Genomic DNA, 19,660 nt, shown 5'->3' with positions numbered 1-19,660 from the left:
CTATCAACTAAAAGGTGGTTGATTTAGCCTGAGTCTATATTGCCTCAAGCCTCTTAACTGTCGGCGATCAGCATTCATGTCACTACTTTTGGCTGATGTTTAGACCTGCTGACTTTTCAGCCGCATCGACCGTTTGGCGAATAAGCGTATTGATAGTCATTGGACCAACGCCGCCTGGCACTGGGGTATAAGCACTGGCAATACTTTCCATACCCTTCATTTCAATATCACCGACACCGCCATCATCTGTTGGATGGAAGCCTGCATCAACAACAACGGCGCCTGCTTTGATCCACTCCGCTTTAATCAGCTCAGGCACACCCACAGCACCAACTACGATATCGGCACGCTTGATATGAGCTGCTAGATCTTGGGTTCTTGAATGACAGATGGTCACCGTACAGTTGGCATTGAGTAGCATCATCGCCATTGGTTTGCCCAAGATAGCACTACGTCCTACGACTACCGCTTCTTTACCTGATAATTCGACATTATGATGCTCTAACAAATGCATGATGCCTTGCGGTGTACAAGAGCCGTAGGCAGGTTGCTGCATAGCCATACGACCAAAACCAAGACAAGTCACGCCATCGACGTCTTTTGCCAAGTCGATTTGCTCAAAGCAAGCGCGCTCATCAATATGCTCAGGGACAGGATGCTGTAGCAAAATGCCGTGTACGTCTGGATTGCTATTTAACTCATCAATCTTTGCCATGAGCTGCTCAGTGGTCGTGGCACTTGGCATCTCAACACGTATGGAGTCCATACCAACACGCTTGCAAGCGTTGCCTTTCATACGGACATAAGTGGCAGAGGCTGGGTCTTCACCAACCAATATCGTCGCTAAGCTTGGGGTGCGCCCCGTTTTATCTTTGATCGCATCCACGCGCGTGCGTAGATCCTGTTCTATTTGTTTGGCAAGTGCTTTGCCGTCTAAAACGGTGGCGGACTCGTGGGCAATAGACATAGTAACTCCAATAGGGGGTACGATATAAAAAAATAAAGACAGCGCGCGCAAATACTTTGCATGCCTGTCCTTTGCTTCGTCAACCTTTGACTAAGAATAATATTGTACCTGTGTACGCTGCAAAATCCTAGCATGTATTAGAGTGCAGCTAAAAACTAATTCTTTAGCTATTACTATGCAATATACAAGTAAAGACCTATCAAATTGACGATTACTTATAGAACATACGCGTCAGTTTACCAACACATAGCTCTAGCAACAGCTCAAATAAAAAACGGCCTACTATGATGTTAGTAGACCGTTTCTTACTCTCTAAAACGCTAAGGTATTTACTTATTCTTGTCTAATAAGTCTGGAACTCTATACCCACACCTGCACCAATATCAGTTGACTGAGTATCAGAGTCTACCGCCCATACCCTACTCGTTATTAGTGTCTGAGGTTGCCATTGATGTGCCCATGATACGTCAATAGCTGTTAATTTATCCGTCGTTGGAAAGGCTTGATTGTCTGCCTCATCCGCTTGGTTTACTTTGGCATATTGCAGTTTTGTATTGACAAAGTTCCGACTATCGAGCCATAGCTTACCACCTACTGATACACTCTCAGCATCACCGCCTAAAGAGTGTCCGAGCGGATAGCCCTGTTGGTAATAGCCATCGGTGTATAAAAAATGATCATAAGACACACCTTTTACTTCTCCACTACTACGAGTATCTGCGTATTCAGCATATAACTGATAGGGTTTTCCATAAGCTTCAGAAGCATAGTCTACGCCCGCTAAATACATATTTTTGGCAGGTAAACCACCCGCTTCATCTTCACCAACATATTGTCCATAGACACTCGCTGGTACATTAAGTAGCGGTGCTAACTGTATTTTGGCATCAAAACCACCCAACTGATTGGCCGGATCATTGTCAGTATTACCTGCAGTAGCCTCATTATCTTTAGTACCTAAAACAGCATCACCAAAGGAGCTAAAACTCTCTGGACGACCTTCTCCGCCCCACATAAAGGTTCGAGACGCACCAACTTCTAACCACTCCCATGGACTCGCAGTGAGGCGAGCACCAAATAGCTTAGCATCTGGTATCGCCTCATAATCATCTAATTGACCTGCAAACAGCTGATACTGCCAAGGGCCAACCCAGTTCAGATACTGGTTAGTCGGTGCAGTTTGTGTATCACGCTGCATGGTAATACCTGTGACTGGGATACTAGCATCCCCTCGAATAAGGCTACCATCATTCCCTGTACCCCACCATGCTGGAATTTTACCTGCTATTAACCACTGATTGGCTGCTGTACCAGCAATATACGACCCCTCAAAACTAACATCACTATCGTCATCGATAAGCTCATCGTTTTTTACGTTGGCTTGTAGCTTCATCTCCCAGTTCTCTTCACTGAGTCCTATCGCAGCTGATATCTGTTGTCCTGCCAGATTGTCATCTGCAAAAGTTTGTGGCAGCTGCTGGCGGTTTGTTTGTAAGTAAGCTTCTGCCTCTGCTTTGACTAAAGAGTTTGGATTTTGAGCAAGCATGATACGTACAGACTGCAATATTCTTTGTTGAGTATCAGTCGTCACTTTAGCCGTATTAAGTGCATTTGTAATTTCATTAGCAGTCAACGGCCATGTACTGGTACTAACATGAGTCACACCTTGCGCATTTAACCAGTCTAGCTCAGACTTGAGTTTCATGTCATTCATATATAGATTTTGAGCAGATGCTACTACAGACACCATACCAAAGCCTAGTAAAACGCTTATTTTTTTGTACATAATGACCTACCCATCCACAGTTATACCAAGGTTATCCAAATGGTTTATTTACTCTTTTGCTTCGTTTTCTACTATATTGCCTGTAAATCTACTCATTGTCGCCTCACCTTCAGCGCTAATACCCGCTCGGGTAACAACCTGCTTGACGGTTTTTAAAAGAATTTTGATATCTAATAACATAGATTGGTTATCGACATACCAGACATCTAGCTTAAACCTCTTCTCCCAACTGATACCATTGCGACCGTTTACTTGTGCGTATCCTGTCACACCTGGTCGAGCCAAATGTCGTCGAAACTGTTCTTCGTTATAATAAGGCAGGTACTCCATAAGCTGAGGACGAGGACCTACAATACTCATATCACCTTTAATGACATTCCATAACTGAGGAAGTTCATCGAGACTGGTCGCACGAAGCTGTTTACCAAATTCAGTTAATCTATCTTCATCTGGTAACACATTACCTTCAGAATCTGTTGTATCTGTCATAGTACGGAATTTATAGATTTTGAAAGGTTCACCATGAATACCTGCTCTAGTTTGGCGAAATAAGACCGGTGAGCCAAGATTTTTTCTAACCTTGTATGCCACTACAGTATACACAGGTGAGAGAGTAATTAGAGCAGTTGTGGCGATTGTAATGTCACATATTCTTTTAAGCATTTATAAACCCAGCATTTTTAATTAACGTTAATTAGCGTTTGTAGTGGCAATTCATCTTTGATGTTTTTACTTTTGAATAACTTCTTATTGATAAACAATTGGAAAGTATTACTTTTAAATCGGTAGGAAATACAAGAGTATATATAATAGTTAATATATTGCAATATCATACATTTATAATTTATTACCTAATGACATCAATCCCATTTCAGAGATCATATGTGCATTTACTTTTTTCACATCGTACTTTTCCAAAGCAATACCTCTAGATGCTTGTCCCATTCTTTCACACAAGCCAGGGTTGTCTATAAATTGCTTCATGGCATCGACTAACTCATCAACAGCTTGGACAGGAACAAGGTAACCATTTTCACCAGATACTACAGTTTCACGACACCCTGGCGCATCTGTAGTAATTATTGCTCTACCCATCGACATTGCTTCTAACACAGAACGCGACGTGCCTTCACGGTATGAGGGCAGTACATATACAGAACACTCCTGTATTGCCGGACGAACATCGTCAAGCTTACCCCAATAGTTAATATCACCGTCCTTTATCCAATCATCTAGCTGAGTCTGACTAATGGCTGCAGGGTTCTCGTCTATCCAGCCTACCAAATGAAATTCAGCATTAGGATATTCTGCCTTTATCTTTTTAGCTGCCCTTACATACTCTAATATACCTTTATCTTTGAGTAATCTAGCAATTAATAAGAAAGAAGGTTTGATACTCCCTGCCGTATCTCTAGGAAATGGTAAGACATCAAAATCAGTAACGTCCACACCTGACCCATTTACTACCACACTGGGTGTTTTAAAACTTAACAACTTTAAACTTTTAAATAAATCACGATCATCTGTATTCTGAAAGAATACTTTTGATGATTTTTTTAGTGCTTGTTGATACATACTATGGACGAGTTTTTGAAATACTGTACGTTTACTCGTTTCTTCCACCTGCTGAAAGGTATAACCCAGTCCAGAAATCAATACGAAACGATTAGGCACTTTAGCAAGCCAAGCAGCCAAAGTGCCGTATATAACGGGCTTGATAGTATATGAGAGCATAAAGTCAGGCTGTATCTCATGCAATAGACTATACATCGCCATGAGCATTTTTGTATCCGCAATAGGATTAGTACCAGTACGTTGCATAGGTACTTCATGCAGACTGTATCCAAGCTCACTTAAAATATTGTAATCTGTAGCATAAGCCTTTAGATCTGGTGCTACTACATGTATCTCATAGCCTAGTGCAGCGATATCTTGTAATAACTTACCGCGAAAGTTCAGCACATGAGGTAAATAGTTAGCACATATTAAAAATTTCATAATTGGTACACAGTATATTAGATATAGATAGTAAAATTTAGACCACAAAATTTAAGTTTATTCTGAAGATTTAAATATAGGTTGAGTATAGTTCTTTATTCTTTTATTACTTCTCAGTCTAGTAATATTGCAGTCTGCGCAGACAAACAACACGTAAATCATTACAAATGGGTAGCGATAACGTACGGCTGTACCATAGTTTGCCACTACCAAACCATATACAGACATAGATAACACCATAAATAGCAGCCAGAAGGTAAGTTTATCAGGGAATTTTCGCCAAGCTTCGCGAGTGATCAAGAATAAAATTACCAATACTGCTAAATTTTCAATTGACTGAACGAGCTGTAAAGCACTCGCTGCTTCCCAAGGTAAAGGTTTAGATAAGAAATAAAGCGCTGAGGTCAAACCCTGAAATACAAAGTCACCTGCGCCAGTAATAAGACTAATATCTTCTGCTCTACCGCCATCTTCAACGAACATTGATACTCTAGAGCTGTTAAGTAGAGGAATAGCGATAGGTGCTGATAGCAACAAAGCTACTAGACCAATAACAGCAATAGTAACTGCTTTTGCCACTCCCATACCTTTCCTTGCAACGTTAAACATGAAATATAATAAGACGATAGGACCCAAAATAAAAAAGTTTTGGAATTTGATTAAATATAAAGGAGCGATAAAAAGCATACTTTTAAATATTTTAGATTCGCGAGCATAAACTAAGGTTAAAACCATAAAGAAAAATATTAGGGTCTCTCTCAAGCTTAACGCTGTATATAAAGCAGCACTTGGGAATAACAAATAGAACCATATAGATATATCTGTAAATATCTTTTTTACATCTAAAATAAAAAATAAAATAATGTAGAGGAATGTATTGTAAAATCCTAGACTTATTACTGAAACTGGTGCTGGGAATGGAATTAATGCTAAAAAAGCACTAGCCTGCTCTACATTTCCACCATTTACTAGTGCATCGATATAACTTAACTCACCATTTCTTAATGCATTAACACCTCGCCAGTACTTAAATTGGTCAGGCATGTAAGAGGCATCAAACAAGACATCGTTTAGTACGAAAGGTAAAAAACAATGGAGGATTAATGTTATTTGATATTTTTGCTTTATTTGAAATTTATATCCAAGTAAAAATATCAATAATAAACAAACTAGTAGGCTCGGCAATTCGAATAACCTAACACCAAAAAACCCATAGGCGTTGATCCAGCTAAGATCTGACATTTAATTAACTCTACAAGTTGTATATCGAATTGATAGTTTTTTGTCTTTCACTTGTTTCAATTACCTTCATGTGATCAAAGAACTATATAAGCTAATGTGCAAGTCCGCTGCCTTTTTAATTGAGTACTGTTCAGCGTTATCTAAAGCATTACGAGAGAATTTTTCTATGAGTGATCTATCTATTATAACCTTGGTAATTGTGTCAGCGATAGCTTGAGGATCATGAGGCTCTACAACAATTCCATTACTACTGCGAGCAATCACTTCTGAGCAGCCTCCCACATCTGTCACAATACAGGGCAATCCAGATATCGCAGCTTCGGTTAATGCGATAGGAAGTCCCTCCCAATCTGAACTCATTACAAACAAATCTGCATCGTACAAAAACTGAGGAATATTGTTAGTTATACCGATAAAACGAACAGTATTTTGTAATTTATATTTTTTAATATAACTTAATAACTCATGCTTATACCTTTTTTCTCCCTCACCCGCAATTAGTACTGCTATTTGATCTCTCGTCTCTTTATTCAATAAAGACAAAGCTTTAAACATATTTAAATAGTTTTTTTGAGGGTGTAGAGCCCCGACCATTGCTATATTAATTACATCAGTACCACTTAACTTTCTTGTACGAGAATATCCTTCAAACTTATCTAATGAAACAGCATTAAATATAGTATTAACATTCTTACCTGTATATTTACTAAGAGCTATTGCACATATATTAGATATGCCTACATACTCACTTACTATCAGGTTAAACATTTTATAGGTAGTTTTTCCCCATCTTTGTGTAATGTTGTGGTGCGTGTAAACAACAGGAACTGGCGATAAAGCTGAGAACACAATGCCATAGGCAAGATGAGTGTGACAAACCTCTATATTGTTTTCCTTTATATAGGCTCTAACTCTCAGCACACCAAGCCAAGGCTTTTTCCGTGTTTCATTGCCAATAACATAGGTTTGAACACCAGATGTTTCTAAGTCTTCCAAAAAACTGGTTTCATACTTTATGTCTCGCCCTGTATCAGTCGCTGAACTTAAAAAAGCCACATGCACATTGTGACCTTGGTTGGCTAGATATTTCGCTAAGTCCTTAACATAAACTTCAGCACCTCCAGATGCCGGAGACGATATTATGTGCAATATATTCATATAATACTTCCAACCTTAGTCTACTTATTCAACGATCATTCACTTGCATTATTGTCAATATTGGCCTAATTTACTTAAAGCTTCTTTGTTCGTGTAGACTTTTGAGAGACTACTTAATATCTACAATCATAAATTAAGGCAGACTCTTAAGCAGACTAATCCACTGATCTATTATATTTTCAGGCTGATAAATCTTAGCCTTTTCTTTACTTTTTATACTAATCATTTTTCGTCTTTCATCATCTTGCATTAAATCGATTAACGATAGTGCAAACTCGCTAATATCATTCTGCGGTACTAAGATAGATCCTGTATCTTCTAAGATCTCTGCTGGGCCAACTTCACAATCGAAGCTCACAATGGGGATGCCAAAAGCTAAAGCTTCAATTAGAACCATACCAAATCCTTCAAAGCGAGAACTCAGGCAAAATATCTCAGCTTGTCCGTAATACTGACTAACATCATTCGTATTGCCAACCAACTCTATACTGTTAGTTAATTTATTTTTTTCAATAAAATCTATTAACTTGGCTTTATCTTCACCTTCTCCAACTATTTTCAACTTCCAATCTGGCATAGATAGATTGACCTTGGCCCAAGCTTCAAGCAACATATCAAAGCCTTTTTGATATGTTAGCCGACCGACTGCTAAAACGATTTTTGTATTCTCTTCTTTAGTATATTTTTGAATGGGAAACGGGCAAGGATTGGCTATAGCTGTGATTTGTGATTTGTGGTGAGTGCCTTGTAACCAATAGCTTTTATCTCTTTCCGTCAGAGTAACTACAGAATCACAATATCGTGCTGCTAGTTGCCGTGCCAATCGTCTACCGGACTTTCCTAAATCATTGTTAAAATTAAAATGCTCCCAACAAATATGCTTTACTGATAAACCTATAATTGCAGGTAAAGTGAATAAAACGGACATGGTCTCTACGACTATTAACGTATCAATATCTTCTTCTTTGAGTAACTTTCTTATTCTCTTGATAATACTATGGGTACGATAGAGAGTACGACCTGTCGTATCAAATAATGAAACAACTTTAATCTCTTCGTTTAACGGAAAAAAAGGTTTGTTGCCACCTGAGATACTAGCTAATACTATCTCATAGTCTGCTTCAGATAGACCATTAGCAAGCATAGAACCTACTCGCTCAGTACCACCAGTGTTATTGAAATTACCACCTAATATTAAAATCTTCAAATCAGCAACCTTGTATACTTGTATCAAGCATGTATTATAAAAACTCATTATCTAGATCTAAATGATTTATACCGAATGAATTATAAGCAAAATTATAAAATTCTTGATGTAAGTTGAAAAGCTGAGTATCATGAATATAACTAACATAAACATTATTTAAATTCATAATATTTAGTAAAGTTGTACTAATGAAGCTAAAAACCTCTATATTAACATCTGGGTTTTCTACCAAGAATTGGACGATATAATCTTCAAAAATCAAAGGACTCTCAACTAACTTAAATCCTCCTTTTGGGCAGACCTTTTCTCTGGGATGAGGATAATAATAGTCAATTCCTAGCTTATTGATATTTTTTTCTACATATGAGATATCAAAAATCTCAGAAATCTCAGTTAGCGGTTGTCCTAAATAAAATTTTATTACTTGCTTTTGCTTACCTTTGTCATTGCTAACATCACTTCTAGGAAAAAGTGATAAAAATACTTTATTTTCAATAATATTGGGAATATCTTTGTAAATAGTATAATGCGATAAGGAGATTTTTTTTAAATCTTCCATATAGTATTTTACACCTAAAATCCTCCAAATAGCCCTTTTGAAAAATTTAGGCTTACTATTTGAATAGTACAAACTAGATGGTATTATATTTGCTGTACCATCATCAAAAGTATATATATTCGCAGCTTTATTTTTGGAAATAATATATTGAAAATGTCTAGAATCTATACTGGCTAGATAAATATTTTGATACTTAGCATTTAATTTACATATTTCTAATTTTCTAGTGTAACTAAAAAAACCCTTTACACCCTTGTCTGGAATGTAATAAAGACTAGCTACACAAGTTTTTTTTAGCCTATCAAAATAGTATTTATATTTATCATTATTATTTAAAGCTATAACAAGAACGTCAAAAATTTCATCTGGATTTAGTTCTATTATTTTTTCGGCTATTATCATCTGTAAAGGGGTAACACACATGATCAAGCTTCTAGAACTTAATTTAGCACTATCCATAAAAATACAACCGTTAATTAGTTAGAAAGCACTATTTTATTAAGTCAAGCGTCACTGCTGTATTGGCTTTTATCGCTTTGATTGTTTTAGACCCCAAAATATTTTCCAAAAACTTAGGAGCCAATCCAAATCCAGGACGTACACTACGTACAGCATCTTCAGTGATAACATCCCCAGCTTTCAAATCTTTTACAAAATATAGCGAACGACGAAACTTCACATTACCCTGCTCACTAGCTTTGCGCCCGTAATCTACTTGACCCAATGCTGCCCAAGCAGTTTTACTATCGCGGCAAAGCGCCGTTAAGTCTGCAGGTTCTAAAGAAAAGCTATCATCAGGACCACCAGCATTGCGATCAAGCGTAAAGTGCTTTTCAATAATCGATGCACCTAATACTACTGAGGCAATAGCGGTCGTGTTATCCAAAGTATGATCTGATAAGCCTGTGACTAAACCAAAACGCTCCATCATATTAGGAATCGTACGTAGATTATAATCCTCGCTAGGCGCAGGATAGCCACTGACACAATGCAGAATAGCCAATTCTTTACAGCCACCGGATCTAGCAGCATCGATAGCTTCTTGGATCTCTTCAGCGTCAGCCATACCAGTAGATATGATCATAGGCTTGCCCGTGCTTGCTACATATTTGATCAAGGGCAAATCGACCGCTTCAAAAGAAGCAATCTTATAGGCAGGAGCATTTAAGTCCTCTAATAGATCCACCGCTGTATTATCAAACGGTGAGCTAAAGATAGTAATATCTAATTCGCGCGCATAGTCAAATAAAGGTTTATGCCAGTCCCAAGGTAGATGCGCTTTTTCGTATAGCTCGTATAATGACTGTCCATCCCATAGACCACCACGAATCATAAACTCTTCATTCTGACTGTTTAAAGTAATTGTATCTGCTTTATAAGTTTGTAGCTTTACCGCATCTGCCCCACAAAGCTTAGCTTGCTCAATGATTTTTAATGCGGTTTCCATAGAGCCATTATGATTTGCCGATAACTCTGCAATGATATATGGAGGGTAATCTAAGCCGATTTTTCTACCATTAACTTTCATCTAATTATCCTTATCATTCAATATAAAAGCCGATTCACAACTTGCAACTAATATTTCGTTTTGGTAGATATTGTATTCTATTATTGTAAATCTACCAATTTGCGTCTTCAATTGTGCTTTTCCCATCAGTGCTTTATCAAGATACACAGGCGATTTAAATTGCAAATTTTGCGATAAATATATCGGTTTTTTTGATGGATACTCCATTGCAGCTACTCTTGAGATCTCTGCTGCTAACAAAGCTCCATGTGCGATCCTATCTTCAAAACCTTGTTCAACAGCTATACTTCTATCAAGATGCACTAAATTTTTGTCGCCTGAAATTTCTGCAAAAGCATCAACCTTAGCTTCTGATAGAACAAACTCCCAGTTAAATCTTTTTTCAACTTTCGCTAGAATATCTTTTTTGGTTTTAATGTAATCAGTCTTGAATATTGCTAGCTGATAAATATCATAAAACTTTTCATCTCTAAAGTAGTCTTGTTTTTTTATACCTTCAATCTTGAAACCAAATTTTCGATGGAAGTTTATTACACTAGTATTAAAATCTAAAACCTCACAACACAATTTATTTAGATTTAAAATGTTGAAAGCATAATCAAGTGCTAACTGTTCCATTTCAGAACCAATACCTCTAACGTTTGTAGCACCTGAATAAAATGCCCAAAATGCTTTCCTATTTTTTGGATCAATATCGGAGAAAGACAGAACTCCTAAAGGAATATTATCTCTTTCATAAATAAAATATTTACAACTATCGTTAGATAACATAGATTTAAACCAAGTCATATGTGAATCTAAACTTATTTTTTCATGATTATACATATTGAGTCGAACAGCATCAGTATTTCGCCATTCTAAAATCAACTCTGCATCTGTTAGTTGAATTGGTCTTATATTACCTTTCACTTTTGATTCCTTCAATGATCACTTTAGCTACACGATTTGTTCCATTACCATCAATCAACTTCATTATTTCTTTTTTTCTCTTTAAGTATTTTTCATTATCTAGATCTAAGTTAGCAAAAAATAGTGAAAGAGAAGCCATGCTTAAATTTTTATAATCACCTAAATCATCTACTAAGTCATTCGTCTTTAAATAATTTAATAATGGTGATTGATTAGAAGCCATTTTTACTAAAGCTGAGTTTAATCCTAAACAAAATCTTTCCCAAACTGTAGAACCAGATGCTCCTAAAGCATATTTGCTCTCTGTCATTAATTTAGGCATTTCAGAAGTGTAATCTATCATCGTGATATTTGGGTTAGATATCGATTTTCTTAGTTCACATATTTCTGCCGGCTTAATTTTTCCAGTTACTATGTAATAATTAAAACTATCTATATTATTGATTGCTTCTATTACGTTAGATAGTAATTTAAAATTTCCTATACCACCAAAATTAATTAAAATTTGTGGTCGCGCTCTATCATTTATATTATGCTTCAATCTTCTAAGTTCTTTAAACTCATCTCTTAATAAAGCGTAAGAAGGGCCTAAAAGTTTAATTGTCGTTTCAGATATTAATTTTTCATATCTAGTCTGATAGCTAGGCAGATAATTCTGATCAAGTAAAATATCACAATCATGAGAGCGATCTGCTAAGTCATCAATCACCATAATTTTCTGACAGTATGAGCGCATAGCGCTTTCCCAAAATATATCTAGCGCATAGTGATCAACGATTAACCAATCAGGCTGTAATAGTTGCAGAATCTCGCCGCAGCTCTTAGCATCCTCTTTTTGCGTCACACCTAACCAACTGGCATGTTCCAGAACATCCTCATCTGATTCTTGTACTTGGTCTGTATAAGGTAATCTGTACGACTGATAACCCCGCTGCGCAATAAGCTCAAGCAAATGCCCTGCATGCTCACTACAGATAAAATGACTCTCTACACCTTCTGATCTCAAGGCATCAGCTAAGGTGAGACAACGCATGACATGCCCAGTACCTATTTGTATTGACGCGTCACAGCGAAAGACTGCTTTCATACTTGCATAGCCTTAAATAACCATTCAGCCCTATCCCAATCTTCAAAGGTGTCTATATCTTGTACTCGATGTCTTGGCAAAATAACTGGGGTAGACTCAGGGCCGAAGATTATTTTTTCAGATAACCATGCCTCTGCTTTACCCCAGTAAAACTGACCTGCGTCATGCCAAGCTTCTTCCAAATCTTGTGAGCGAGTATTAAAGTTATTTAAATCAAACATCTCAATTCCTAATTGCGGAGAAATTTTTATCGCTCTTTGAATAGGAAAAGCATAGCTAGTGACCGTAAAAGCATAATCAGCATCTTGTTCGATAATTTGATGAAGACCTTGTTGTAGATATTTAGGCGTCACAAAAGGAGCAGTAGCATATAAACAGCATACCAGCTGTGGATCAACACCTTGCTGCATACACCATTCAACTACATGGCGTACGACAGGAATCGTACCAGTATAGTCATCAGATAATTCAGCTGGTCTGATGAACGGCACTTCTGCGCCATAGCGTCTAGCCACTTCAGCAATCTCTGTATCATCTGTCGAAACGATGACTTTATCAAAGCAACCAGACTGCAGCGCAGCCTCAATAGAATATGCAATCATCGGCTTACCGCAAAACTCTTTGATATTCTTGCGAGGTATACGCTTACTACCACCACGCGCTGGAATGACAGCAATTTTCATATCAATAACTCTTTTAACTTAGTAACGACCTCATTTTGCTGCTCATCAGTCATTGTCGGAAACATCGGAATACTAATGGCTTCTTTATAATACTGTTCTGCTTGAGGAAACTGACCGACTTCAAAGCCTAATTCTTGATAATAAGGCTGCATATGGACAGGAATATAGTGCAAGTTAACCAAAATACCTGCAGCGCGCATTCCTTCAAAAACCTCAAGGTGAGTTTTATCGATCTTATCCAATTGCAAGCGAATCACATATAAATGTAGACCTGAATAGCTATCATCATGCTGCCAAGGTAAAGTAATTGGCAAATCTCTTAGCAATTCATTATAGCGCCGTGCTAACTCATGACGCTTGGTAACAAAGCTATCTAATCGCTGCATCTGAGACACGCCTAATGCTGCTTGTAAATCCGTCATTCTATAATTCAGACCTAAGTTAATCTGTTCATAGTACCAAGGACCATCAGCAGTCTTAGTCATCAAACTAGTGTCACGAGTGATGCCATGACTACGTAGTAGCTCTAGCTTTGTGGCTAGCTCCGAGCTATTGGTCATTGCCATTCCGCCTTCAGCGGTCGTCACTATCTTGACCGGATGGAAGCTAAATATAGTAATGTCACTATAGCGACAACTCCCAATAGGCTCGCCTTTGTATTTACCACCGATAGCATGAGAGGCATCTTCGATAATTTTGAAGCCGTACTTTTTCGATAAATTATGGATCGTTTCCATATCGCAAGGCTGACCACTAAAATGTACAGGGACTACTATTTTGGGTAGCTTGTCAGACTGTTCAGCGCGTATTAGCTTTTCTTCAAGCTCTTTTGCACACATATTATAAGTTTGAGAATCGATATCGACGAAGTCGACTTCAGCACCGCAATATAGTCCACAATTCGCTGAAGCCACAAAAGTATTGGGAGTTGTCCAAAGCAAATCACCCTCTCCTAGCTCTAATGCCAAGCAAGCAATATGTAGAGCAGATGTTGCACTATTGACCGCTATACCATAATCACTACCACAAGCTTGTTTGACAGAATGCTCAAATGCTGGAACTTGTGGACCTTGGGTCAAGAAATCTGACTTTAAGACATTGATCACTGCCTCGATATCTTGCTGACTGATATCTTGACGGCCATAAGGAATCATTTAAATACTCCCAATTTTATCGCGGTTGATATCAATCCATTCTTGCAGATCAGCATCGCTCATCCATTCAGAATTATTATTACTCGCATATTCAAACCCTTCAGGAACACGCTTGCCGTCTTTGATTCGTGCAGGATCAGTTGCCCATTTATTAATAGTCGGTAGTATCTTAAAATGTTCTGGATATTCATAAGTGTAATAAGCATCTTCAACGCTGATCATCTGCTCATGTAGCTTTTCGCCTGGACGAATACCTATCACTTCTTGTTTTGCCTCTGGTGCTACAACGCGAGCCAAATCAGTCATTTTCATTGACGGGATTTTTTTGACATATATCTCGCCACCTACCATATCTTCGAATGCGTGCCAAACCAGTTTAACCCCATCTTCTAGTGAAATCATAAAGCGGGTCATACGATCATCTGTAATTGGTAAAATACCTTTATCCTTGATAGACATAAAGAATGGAATGACTGAACCGCGTGAACCCATAACATTACCATAGCGAACGACTGAGAACTTAGTACCATGCTCACCAGAGTATGAGTTGGCCGCAACAAACAGCTTGTCAGAAGCCAATTTAGTTGCACCATAAAGGTTTATTGGGCTACTGGCCTTATCTGTAGACAGTGCAACGACACCTTTAATGCCTTTATCAATACAAGCGTCTATCAAGTTCATAGCACCATTGATATTGGTTTTGATACACTCGAATGGGTTGTATTCGGCTGTAGGAACAATTTTAGTAGCAGCCGCATGTACAACATAGTCAACACCGTCTAAAGCGCGGTACAGTCGCTCTTTGTCACGTACATCACCAATGAAAAAGCGAACTCTGTCATCACCAACGAATTTTTTTGCCATGTCCCACTGTTTCATCTCATCACGCGAAAAGATGATTACTTTCTTTGGATTGTACTTTTTTAGCACCATAGGAACGAAAGTGTTCCCAAAAGAACCTGTACCGCCTGTGATGAGAATTGTTTTATTTTCTAGCATAATTACAAAACCTTATAGATTAACGATTGCGAATCTCTTTGAGCTTGCTACTAATGACCTGGTTAGCACGAGAAGGAAAGTTACTATATAATATTTTTTGTTGGGAGGCGGACATATGAGCTAGCTTCAAGCCATCAGAGACAATATTAACAATCTCTTCTAGGTTTTGTTCTTGTTTATAAATACCTAAAGAAGGCAGTTCGTGGGTAACAACTTCCGTGTCTTTACTCGCAAAGTGAAACGGCAAAGTCACATTAAATTCAGATAATTTCTTATAAGGAGAAAAGTCTATTACAGGTACACCCTTCGCTAATACATATATTCCTGCAGTGCTAAAAAGCGTTAGACAAACTCGCAAGGATATATCAAAATCCGAAAGACTGCCCTTAAACTCTTCTATATGATCATATTTACTCTGTATGTCTCGCCATCTTTCTAAGCTCTCATCTCTTGGATGATGTTTTATTATGGCTTTAAACCCGAGATGTGATAGGTTTTCTAATAACTTATCAAACAATACCAAAGCATCCTCGAAATTGTATCCATACTGCTCCATCCAGTTCCTAGTTAATACAAGAACATTTTTAGATTCACTATCGAACAAAGGGTTGTCTATTGCATTTGATAGCGCCGGAGGACCTGAAACAAAGAATTCTTTTTCATACACCTCTTTGGCATGAAGAGAGCGTTTAGTGTTTTCCAACCAAAGATCACATTTAATTTTAAAAGGAGGTACTCTATTTTCATTTTTGGGTTGTATCCCTACAGCATGAGGATAAACAATAACGTTGGCTTTTTTATTAATATTTAGATAATAGGATAACGCCAATGAAGATGTCATGTTGTAATCTCTAAATATACCATCAAACACTTCTTTTTCATTAGATTGGTTAGGCTTCTTCAAAAAAAAGTATGGTCTTAAAAGAAAGTGAAAAAAATCATTACGTTTTTTATCAGTAGGAAAAATACGGCTAAGCTTACTTCTGCCAGAATAAATATAGCTAAGCTTATTTACAACTTTATAAATAAAAATATCGAATGGGTCAAAAATTTCATCACCATTAATAAGGTTACTACTATCAAAACCATATTTTTTTAAGATAGAAGATTTTTCTTCATAATCCCTACCCAGTCTGTCTAAATAAAAATAAAATTCTGCCCCTTTTTTGGATTCATATTTGACGAAAGGAGAAATCCAGTCGAGCTCTCCTTCTGAACTGTCTATAAAAACCAAGTACTTTTTCATACATTTATATCCTAGAAGTCATGATAAGCAGCAACACATATTTTATACATAAGTATTAGGAATTCTAGATATCAGTTTATTCTCGAAAAAACACTCACAGCACTAATTTATTAGATAGCTTTGACTTGAGAACCAAGGGTCACTAGATATCTAATACACCATATAAAATACATATCTAACTACTCAATTTATTAAGACTTGCCAAACTTGTTATATCAAAAATCTTGCACCAGTCTCTATAATCTTTAACTTCTGTCCAGTCGCTTAAGAAAATAAAGTCAAGTCCAGCAATATTTGCCGCCTGATAGTCATATTTGCTATCGCCTAAAAATAAAGCCGACTGCTGAATATTACCATTATTTATTTCACGCTCAAGTATTTGACTTTTATTATCAGGACTGCCGAATATTCCTCCATCAAAATACTTGTCTAACCCTCTCTCATTAAAAACATGACGCAGTTCAGCTTGGTCACCACCAGAAACTATGAGCCATTTGGCGTTAGATGTTTTGCTACGTAACTTTTCAAGTCCTTCTGTCACTTCGCAGGACAATAGTCCATCTAATACTATTTTGGCATATTTCTCTAATAATTCTTCTAAGCTTGGCCCAAACACTTCATCAGGTAAAGCAGGTACTATTTCATCCAACAAATATGCAAACTTTTTATAGCGTGATACACCACCATTTGCCACATGATATTCAACCAGTGCTTGCGCTGCTAGCTCACCATAAGCTAAAGCTGATTGATAAAAAGCTTCCGTTTTGATTTTATTAGAGTTCAATATCACTCCATCACAGTCGAAAACAAAAGTCTGATAACTCAATGAGTATTTTATCATAAGCTAACTATCCCTTTTTCAACCATACATTCAGCAATAACGAAGTCTTCTGGCCAATCTATATCATGACTAATAATTTTATTTAATTTGTATAAATATGGATTACTGCCAATTCGATCATTATTTTTTTTATATACTTCACTAGACGCTAGGAAAACAGCACTATTTACTTCATTGATGGGTTTAATCGTTTGAGTTCTTGGCCATTTTTCTAAACTTCTATCATAGTTCAGTGGTGTTCCCTCTTGCCATAAAAAACTATAAATTTCAGTCACTGTCATTAATGAATCATAACCATCTCTTTTTTTATTCTTATAGCAGCTGATAATCTCATCATAGTGCTTATTCGTAACAAAAGGAGAGGTAACATGTGTCCATAAAATATCACCTTGTGGTATCAAATGTAACGCATGCTTCACTAACTGATCTGTACTGGTTTGACTCGATGATAACTGTTCGTTTCTTTTATGTACTCTTAGTTTCTCTATTTTAAGAGTGTTAGCATACTCTAAAATATCAAAATCGTTAGTCGAGAGTACAATTTCATCAATTTCTTCTACTTTATCAAGCTGTTTTAACTTGATTTCAATCAAACCAAAATTGTAGTTACAAAAGGGCTTAATGTTTTTATGTGGTACTCGCTCACTGCCAGCTCTACACGGTAGAAAAGCTGTTATCTTTACTGTCATTTAACTACTCCATAAACGCTCTGAATACTCACATCATAACGAGAAGGTAGGACTGCAATCAGTGGAATTGTATCGCCGTTATTGGAGTATGTCTTTACGACTTCATTCATTTCAAAATTACGTGGGTCCTCACCTTCATAGCCATCAAATCCAGCTAATAATAATCTCTTAGCTTTACCACTCGTAGCTATTGCGAAGGCATAGGCCATTACCAAGGATGTAGGCGTAATACAGTAAGTTTCATTGAACTCAAAAGTATCAGCCTGCACGTTCAAACCGAAGTCTAGAACCTCTTTATTTGCTAATGCTTGCTGTACATCTTCCGGTAACATCGAATAGGGTGTGATTAATGGTTGAGGTAATTTAGTATGAGCTTCACAGTCTGCTAATAAACGTACCGGATGACAAGCGACACGCAAATCAATGAGCTCAGCATCGATCTCACTCTGAGTATTCAATGCTAGCACTAAAGGTTTTTCCTTGCGAATATAACGCTCTAGTGCAGTACGATGCTTAGCGACACCTGGACCTGTGCCTAGCAACAAGACATCTCGACCGAAAAATAGACTGCTTGGCGACCATGCACCTTGCGGCTTACCATGATAGAAATGACGAGCCGCATCTAAGGTATTAAGGCTAAATTTCTTACCGCCCTCAACACGTAAATGCTCAATCACTGCTAGTAAGTCTTCTTCGTTGTAGCGAGAGTCGCTTAACATCTCTTGAATATAACTAGGATGAATATTATATTTACCAGAAAGGTAATAATAGGGGTTACTACCCCAACCGCACTCTTCTTTCATCGGTCCAAAATATTTACGTATTAGTGTCATTAAAGGTACTAGGTTTAACGGTTGTTTACGATAAGCCGCTACTTCTATAGCAACTTGTTCGGTTAATGCATTTCCAGGTCCACGTCCCATACCAGTTACGGTCGCATCTACCCAAGTAACACCTTCATTTATAGCTCTCAAAGTATTCGACAACGCCAGACCTTGATTGTCATGAGTATGGATACCCAATGCACCCGTCCACTCACTACGAAGCCAACCAATTATTTGTGCGGCTTGATCAGGGCTCATACCGCCCATACTATCAGCAAAGTATAAAACATCCATGGGGTAGTTAGTGGCTGAACGTGCTAGTGCTTTTACTTCTTGCTCTGAACAATCCGCTACTTGCATTAAGTTAAAACCCACTTTATAGCCTTGCGCTTTTAACCACGTCACTGCAGGTAGTGCTTTTTCAAACTCATGTACATGGCAAGCGATACGTACTAAATCTACCGGTGACTCTTTAGCTGGTACTGGAAACAATTGCTCCAGTACTACATGTTGCTGGATATCGCCCACTAATTCACTGCCATTAACCATTACCCCGATAATTAAATCAGCAGGCAAGGGCAAGTCACGCAAAAACTCATCAGTCGTAAAAGCGCATGCCCCTTTAAAACCCTTGTTGTTTAATGATCGTAAACCTAGCTCTATAATATTTACACCTGCTGCCTGCATAGCGACCAGATAGTCGTTGATGAGTTCAGGTGAAAAGTCCCAAGAATTGTAATAACCACCATCACGTAGTGTACAGTCAAGTAATAAAGTATTCAT

General features: G+C 37.6%; 18 protein-coding genes. All 18 read right to left on the bottom strand.

Features of this window, described 5'->3' with window-relative positions; all coding sequences use genetic code 11:
* Window positions 1-82 precede the first annotated feature (82 nt).
* On the bottom strand, window positions 83-967 hold the full coding sequence (folD, locus tag NJD71_RS00415) for a bifunctional methylenetetrahydrofolate dehydrogenase/methenyltetrahydrofolate cyclohydrolase FolD (protein ID WP_319049961.1): 885 nt from the start codon (window positions 965-967) through the stop codon (window positions 83-85).
* A gap of 343 nt (window positions 968-1,310) precedes the next feature.
* Window positions 1,311-2,753 carry a capsule assembly Wzi family protein gene (locus NJD71_RS00410; protein ID WP_319049960.1) on the bottom strand — a complete coding sequence of 481 codons (1,443 nt, stop codon included), beginning with the start codon at window positions 2,751-2,753 and terminating at the stop codon, window positions 1,311-1,313.
* Between the two features lie 48 nt (window positions 2,754-2,801).
* Window positions 2,802-3,416, bottom strand: a complete 615-nt coding sequence (locus NJD71_RS00405; protein ID WP_319049959.1) for a sugar transferase — start codon at window positions 3,414-3,416, stop codon at window positions 2,802-2,804.
* Between the two features lie 174 nt (window positions 3,417-3,590).
* A complete protein-coding gene (locus NJD71_RS00400) occupies window positions 3,591-4,751 on the bottom strand; it encodes a glycosyltransferase family 4 protein (RefSeq protein ID WP_319049958.1) in 1,161 nt (386 codons plus the stop codon).
* 57 nt (window positions 4,752-4,808) lie between these two features.
* A complete protein-coding gene (locus NJD71_RS00395; protein WP_319049957.1) occupies window positions 4,809-5,993 on the bottom strand; it encodes a hypothetical protein in 1,185 nt (394 codons plus the stop codon).
* A gap of 66 nt (window positions 5,994-6,059) precedes the next feature.
* On the bottom strand, window positions 6,060-7,151 hold the full coding sequence (locus NJD71_RS00390) for a glycosyltransferase (protein WP_319049956.1): 1,092 nt from the start codon (window positions 7,149-7,151) through the stop codon (window positions 6,060-6,062).
* A 133-nt stretch (window positions 7,152-7,284) separates the two neighbouring features.
* Entirely contained in the window at window positions 7,285-8,406 is a 1,122-nt protein-coding gene (locus tag NJD71_RS00385; protein WP_319049955.1) for a glycosyltransferase family 4 protein, read from the bottom strand.
* Window positions 8,393-9,376 (bottom strand): glycosyltransferase family 52, encoded by a 984-nt coding sequence (locus tag NJD71_RS00380; protein ID WP_319049954.1) that lies wholly within the window; start codon window positions 9,374-9,376, stop codon window positions 8,393-8,395. Before NJD71_RS00380 ends, NJD71_RS00385 begins: the two co-directional genes overlap by 14 nt.
* Window positions 9,377-9,407: 31 nt before the next feature.
* On the bottom strand, window positions 9,408-10,445 hold the full coding sequence (pseI, locus tag NJD71_RS00375; protein WP_319049953.1) for a pseudaminic acid synthase: 1,038 nt from the start codon (window positions 10,443-10,445) through the stop codon (window positions 9,408-9,410).
* The gene (gene pseH / locus NJD71_RS00370) at window positions 10,446-11,354 is read right to left on the bottom strand and encodes a UDP-4-amino-4,6-dideoxy-N-acetyl-beta-L-altrosamine N-acetyltransferase (protein ID WP_319049952.1); all 909 of its coding nucleotides are present in this window, start codon (window positions 11,352-11,354) and stop codon (window positions 10,446-10,448) included.
* Window positions 11,344-12,441, bottom strand: coding sequence for a UDP-2,4-diacetamido-2,4,6-trideoxy-beta-L-altropyranose hydrolase (gene pseG / locus NJD71_RS00365; RefSeq protein WP_319049951.1), 1,098 nt, complete (start codon window positions 12,439-12,441; stop codon window positions 11,344-11,346). The genes pseH and pseG overlap by 11 nt, the downstream gene beginning before the upstream one ends.
* Window positions 12,438-13,124 (bottom strand): pseudaminic acid cytidylyltransferase, encoded by a 687-nt coding sequence (gene pseF, locus NJD71_RS00360; RefSeq protein ID WP_319049950.1) that lies wholly within the window; start codon window positions 13,122-13,124, stop codon window positions 12,438-12,440. The genes pseG and pseF overlap by 4 nt, the downstream gene beginning before the upstream one ends.
* The gene (gene pseC / locus NJD71_RS00355) at window positions 13,121-14,278 is read right to left on the bottom strand and encodes a UDP-4-amino-4,6-dideoxy-N-acetyl-beta-L-altrosamine transaminase (protein ID WP_319049949.1); all 1,158 of its coding nucleotides are present in this window, start codon (window positions 14,276-14,278) and stop codon (window positions 13,121-13,123) included. Before pseC ends, pseF begins: the two co-directional genes overlap by 4 nt.
* Window positions 14,279-15,277, bottom strand: a complete 999-nt coding sequence (gene pseB, locus NJD71_RS00350; protein WP_319049948.1) for a UDP-N-acetylglucosamine 4,6-dehydratase (inverting) — start codon at window positions 15,275-15,277, stop codon at window positions 14,279-14,281.
* 19 nt (window positions 15,278-15,296) lie between these two features.
* A complete protein-coding gene (locus NJD71_RS00345) occupies window positions 15,297-16,523 on the bottom strand; it encodes a hypothetical protein (RefSeq protein ID WP_319049947.1) in 1,227 nt (408 codons plus the stop codon).
* Between the two features lie 175 nt (window positions 16,524-16,698).
* Complete coding sequence (locus NJD71_RS00340) at window positions 16,699-17,364, bottom strand: HAD family hydrolase (protein ID WP_319049946.1); 666 nt, start codon at window positions 17,362-17,364, stop codon at window positions 16,699-16,701.
* A complete protein-coding gene (locus NJD71_RS00335; protein WP_319049945.1) occupies window positions 17,361-18,053 on the bottom strand; it encodes an acylneuraminate cytidylyltransferase family protein in 693 nt (230 codons plus the stop codon). Before NJD71_RS00335 ends, NJD71_RS00340 begins: the two co-directional genes overlap by 4 nt.
* A complete protein-coding gene (locus NJD71_RS00330; protein WP_319049944.1) occupies window positions 18,050-19,660 on the bottom strand; it encodes an aldolase catalytic domain-containing protein in 1,611 nt (536 codons plus the stop codon). The genes NJD71_RS00335 and NJD71_RS00330 overlap by 4 nt, the downstream gene beginning before the upstream one ends.

This window comes from Psychrobacter sp. PP-21 (assembly GCF_033790785.1).
Lineage (GTDB): Bacteria > Pseudomonadota > Gammaproteobacteria > Pseudomonadales > Moraxellaceae > Psychrobacter.
The sequence above is the reverse complement of the archived record's forward strand: the minus strand, read 5'-3'. Positions and strand labels throughout refer to the sequence as shown.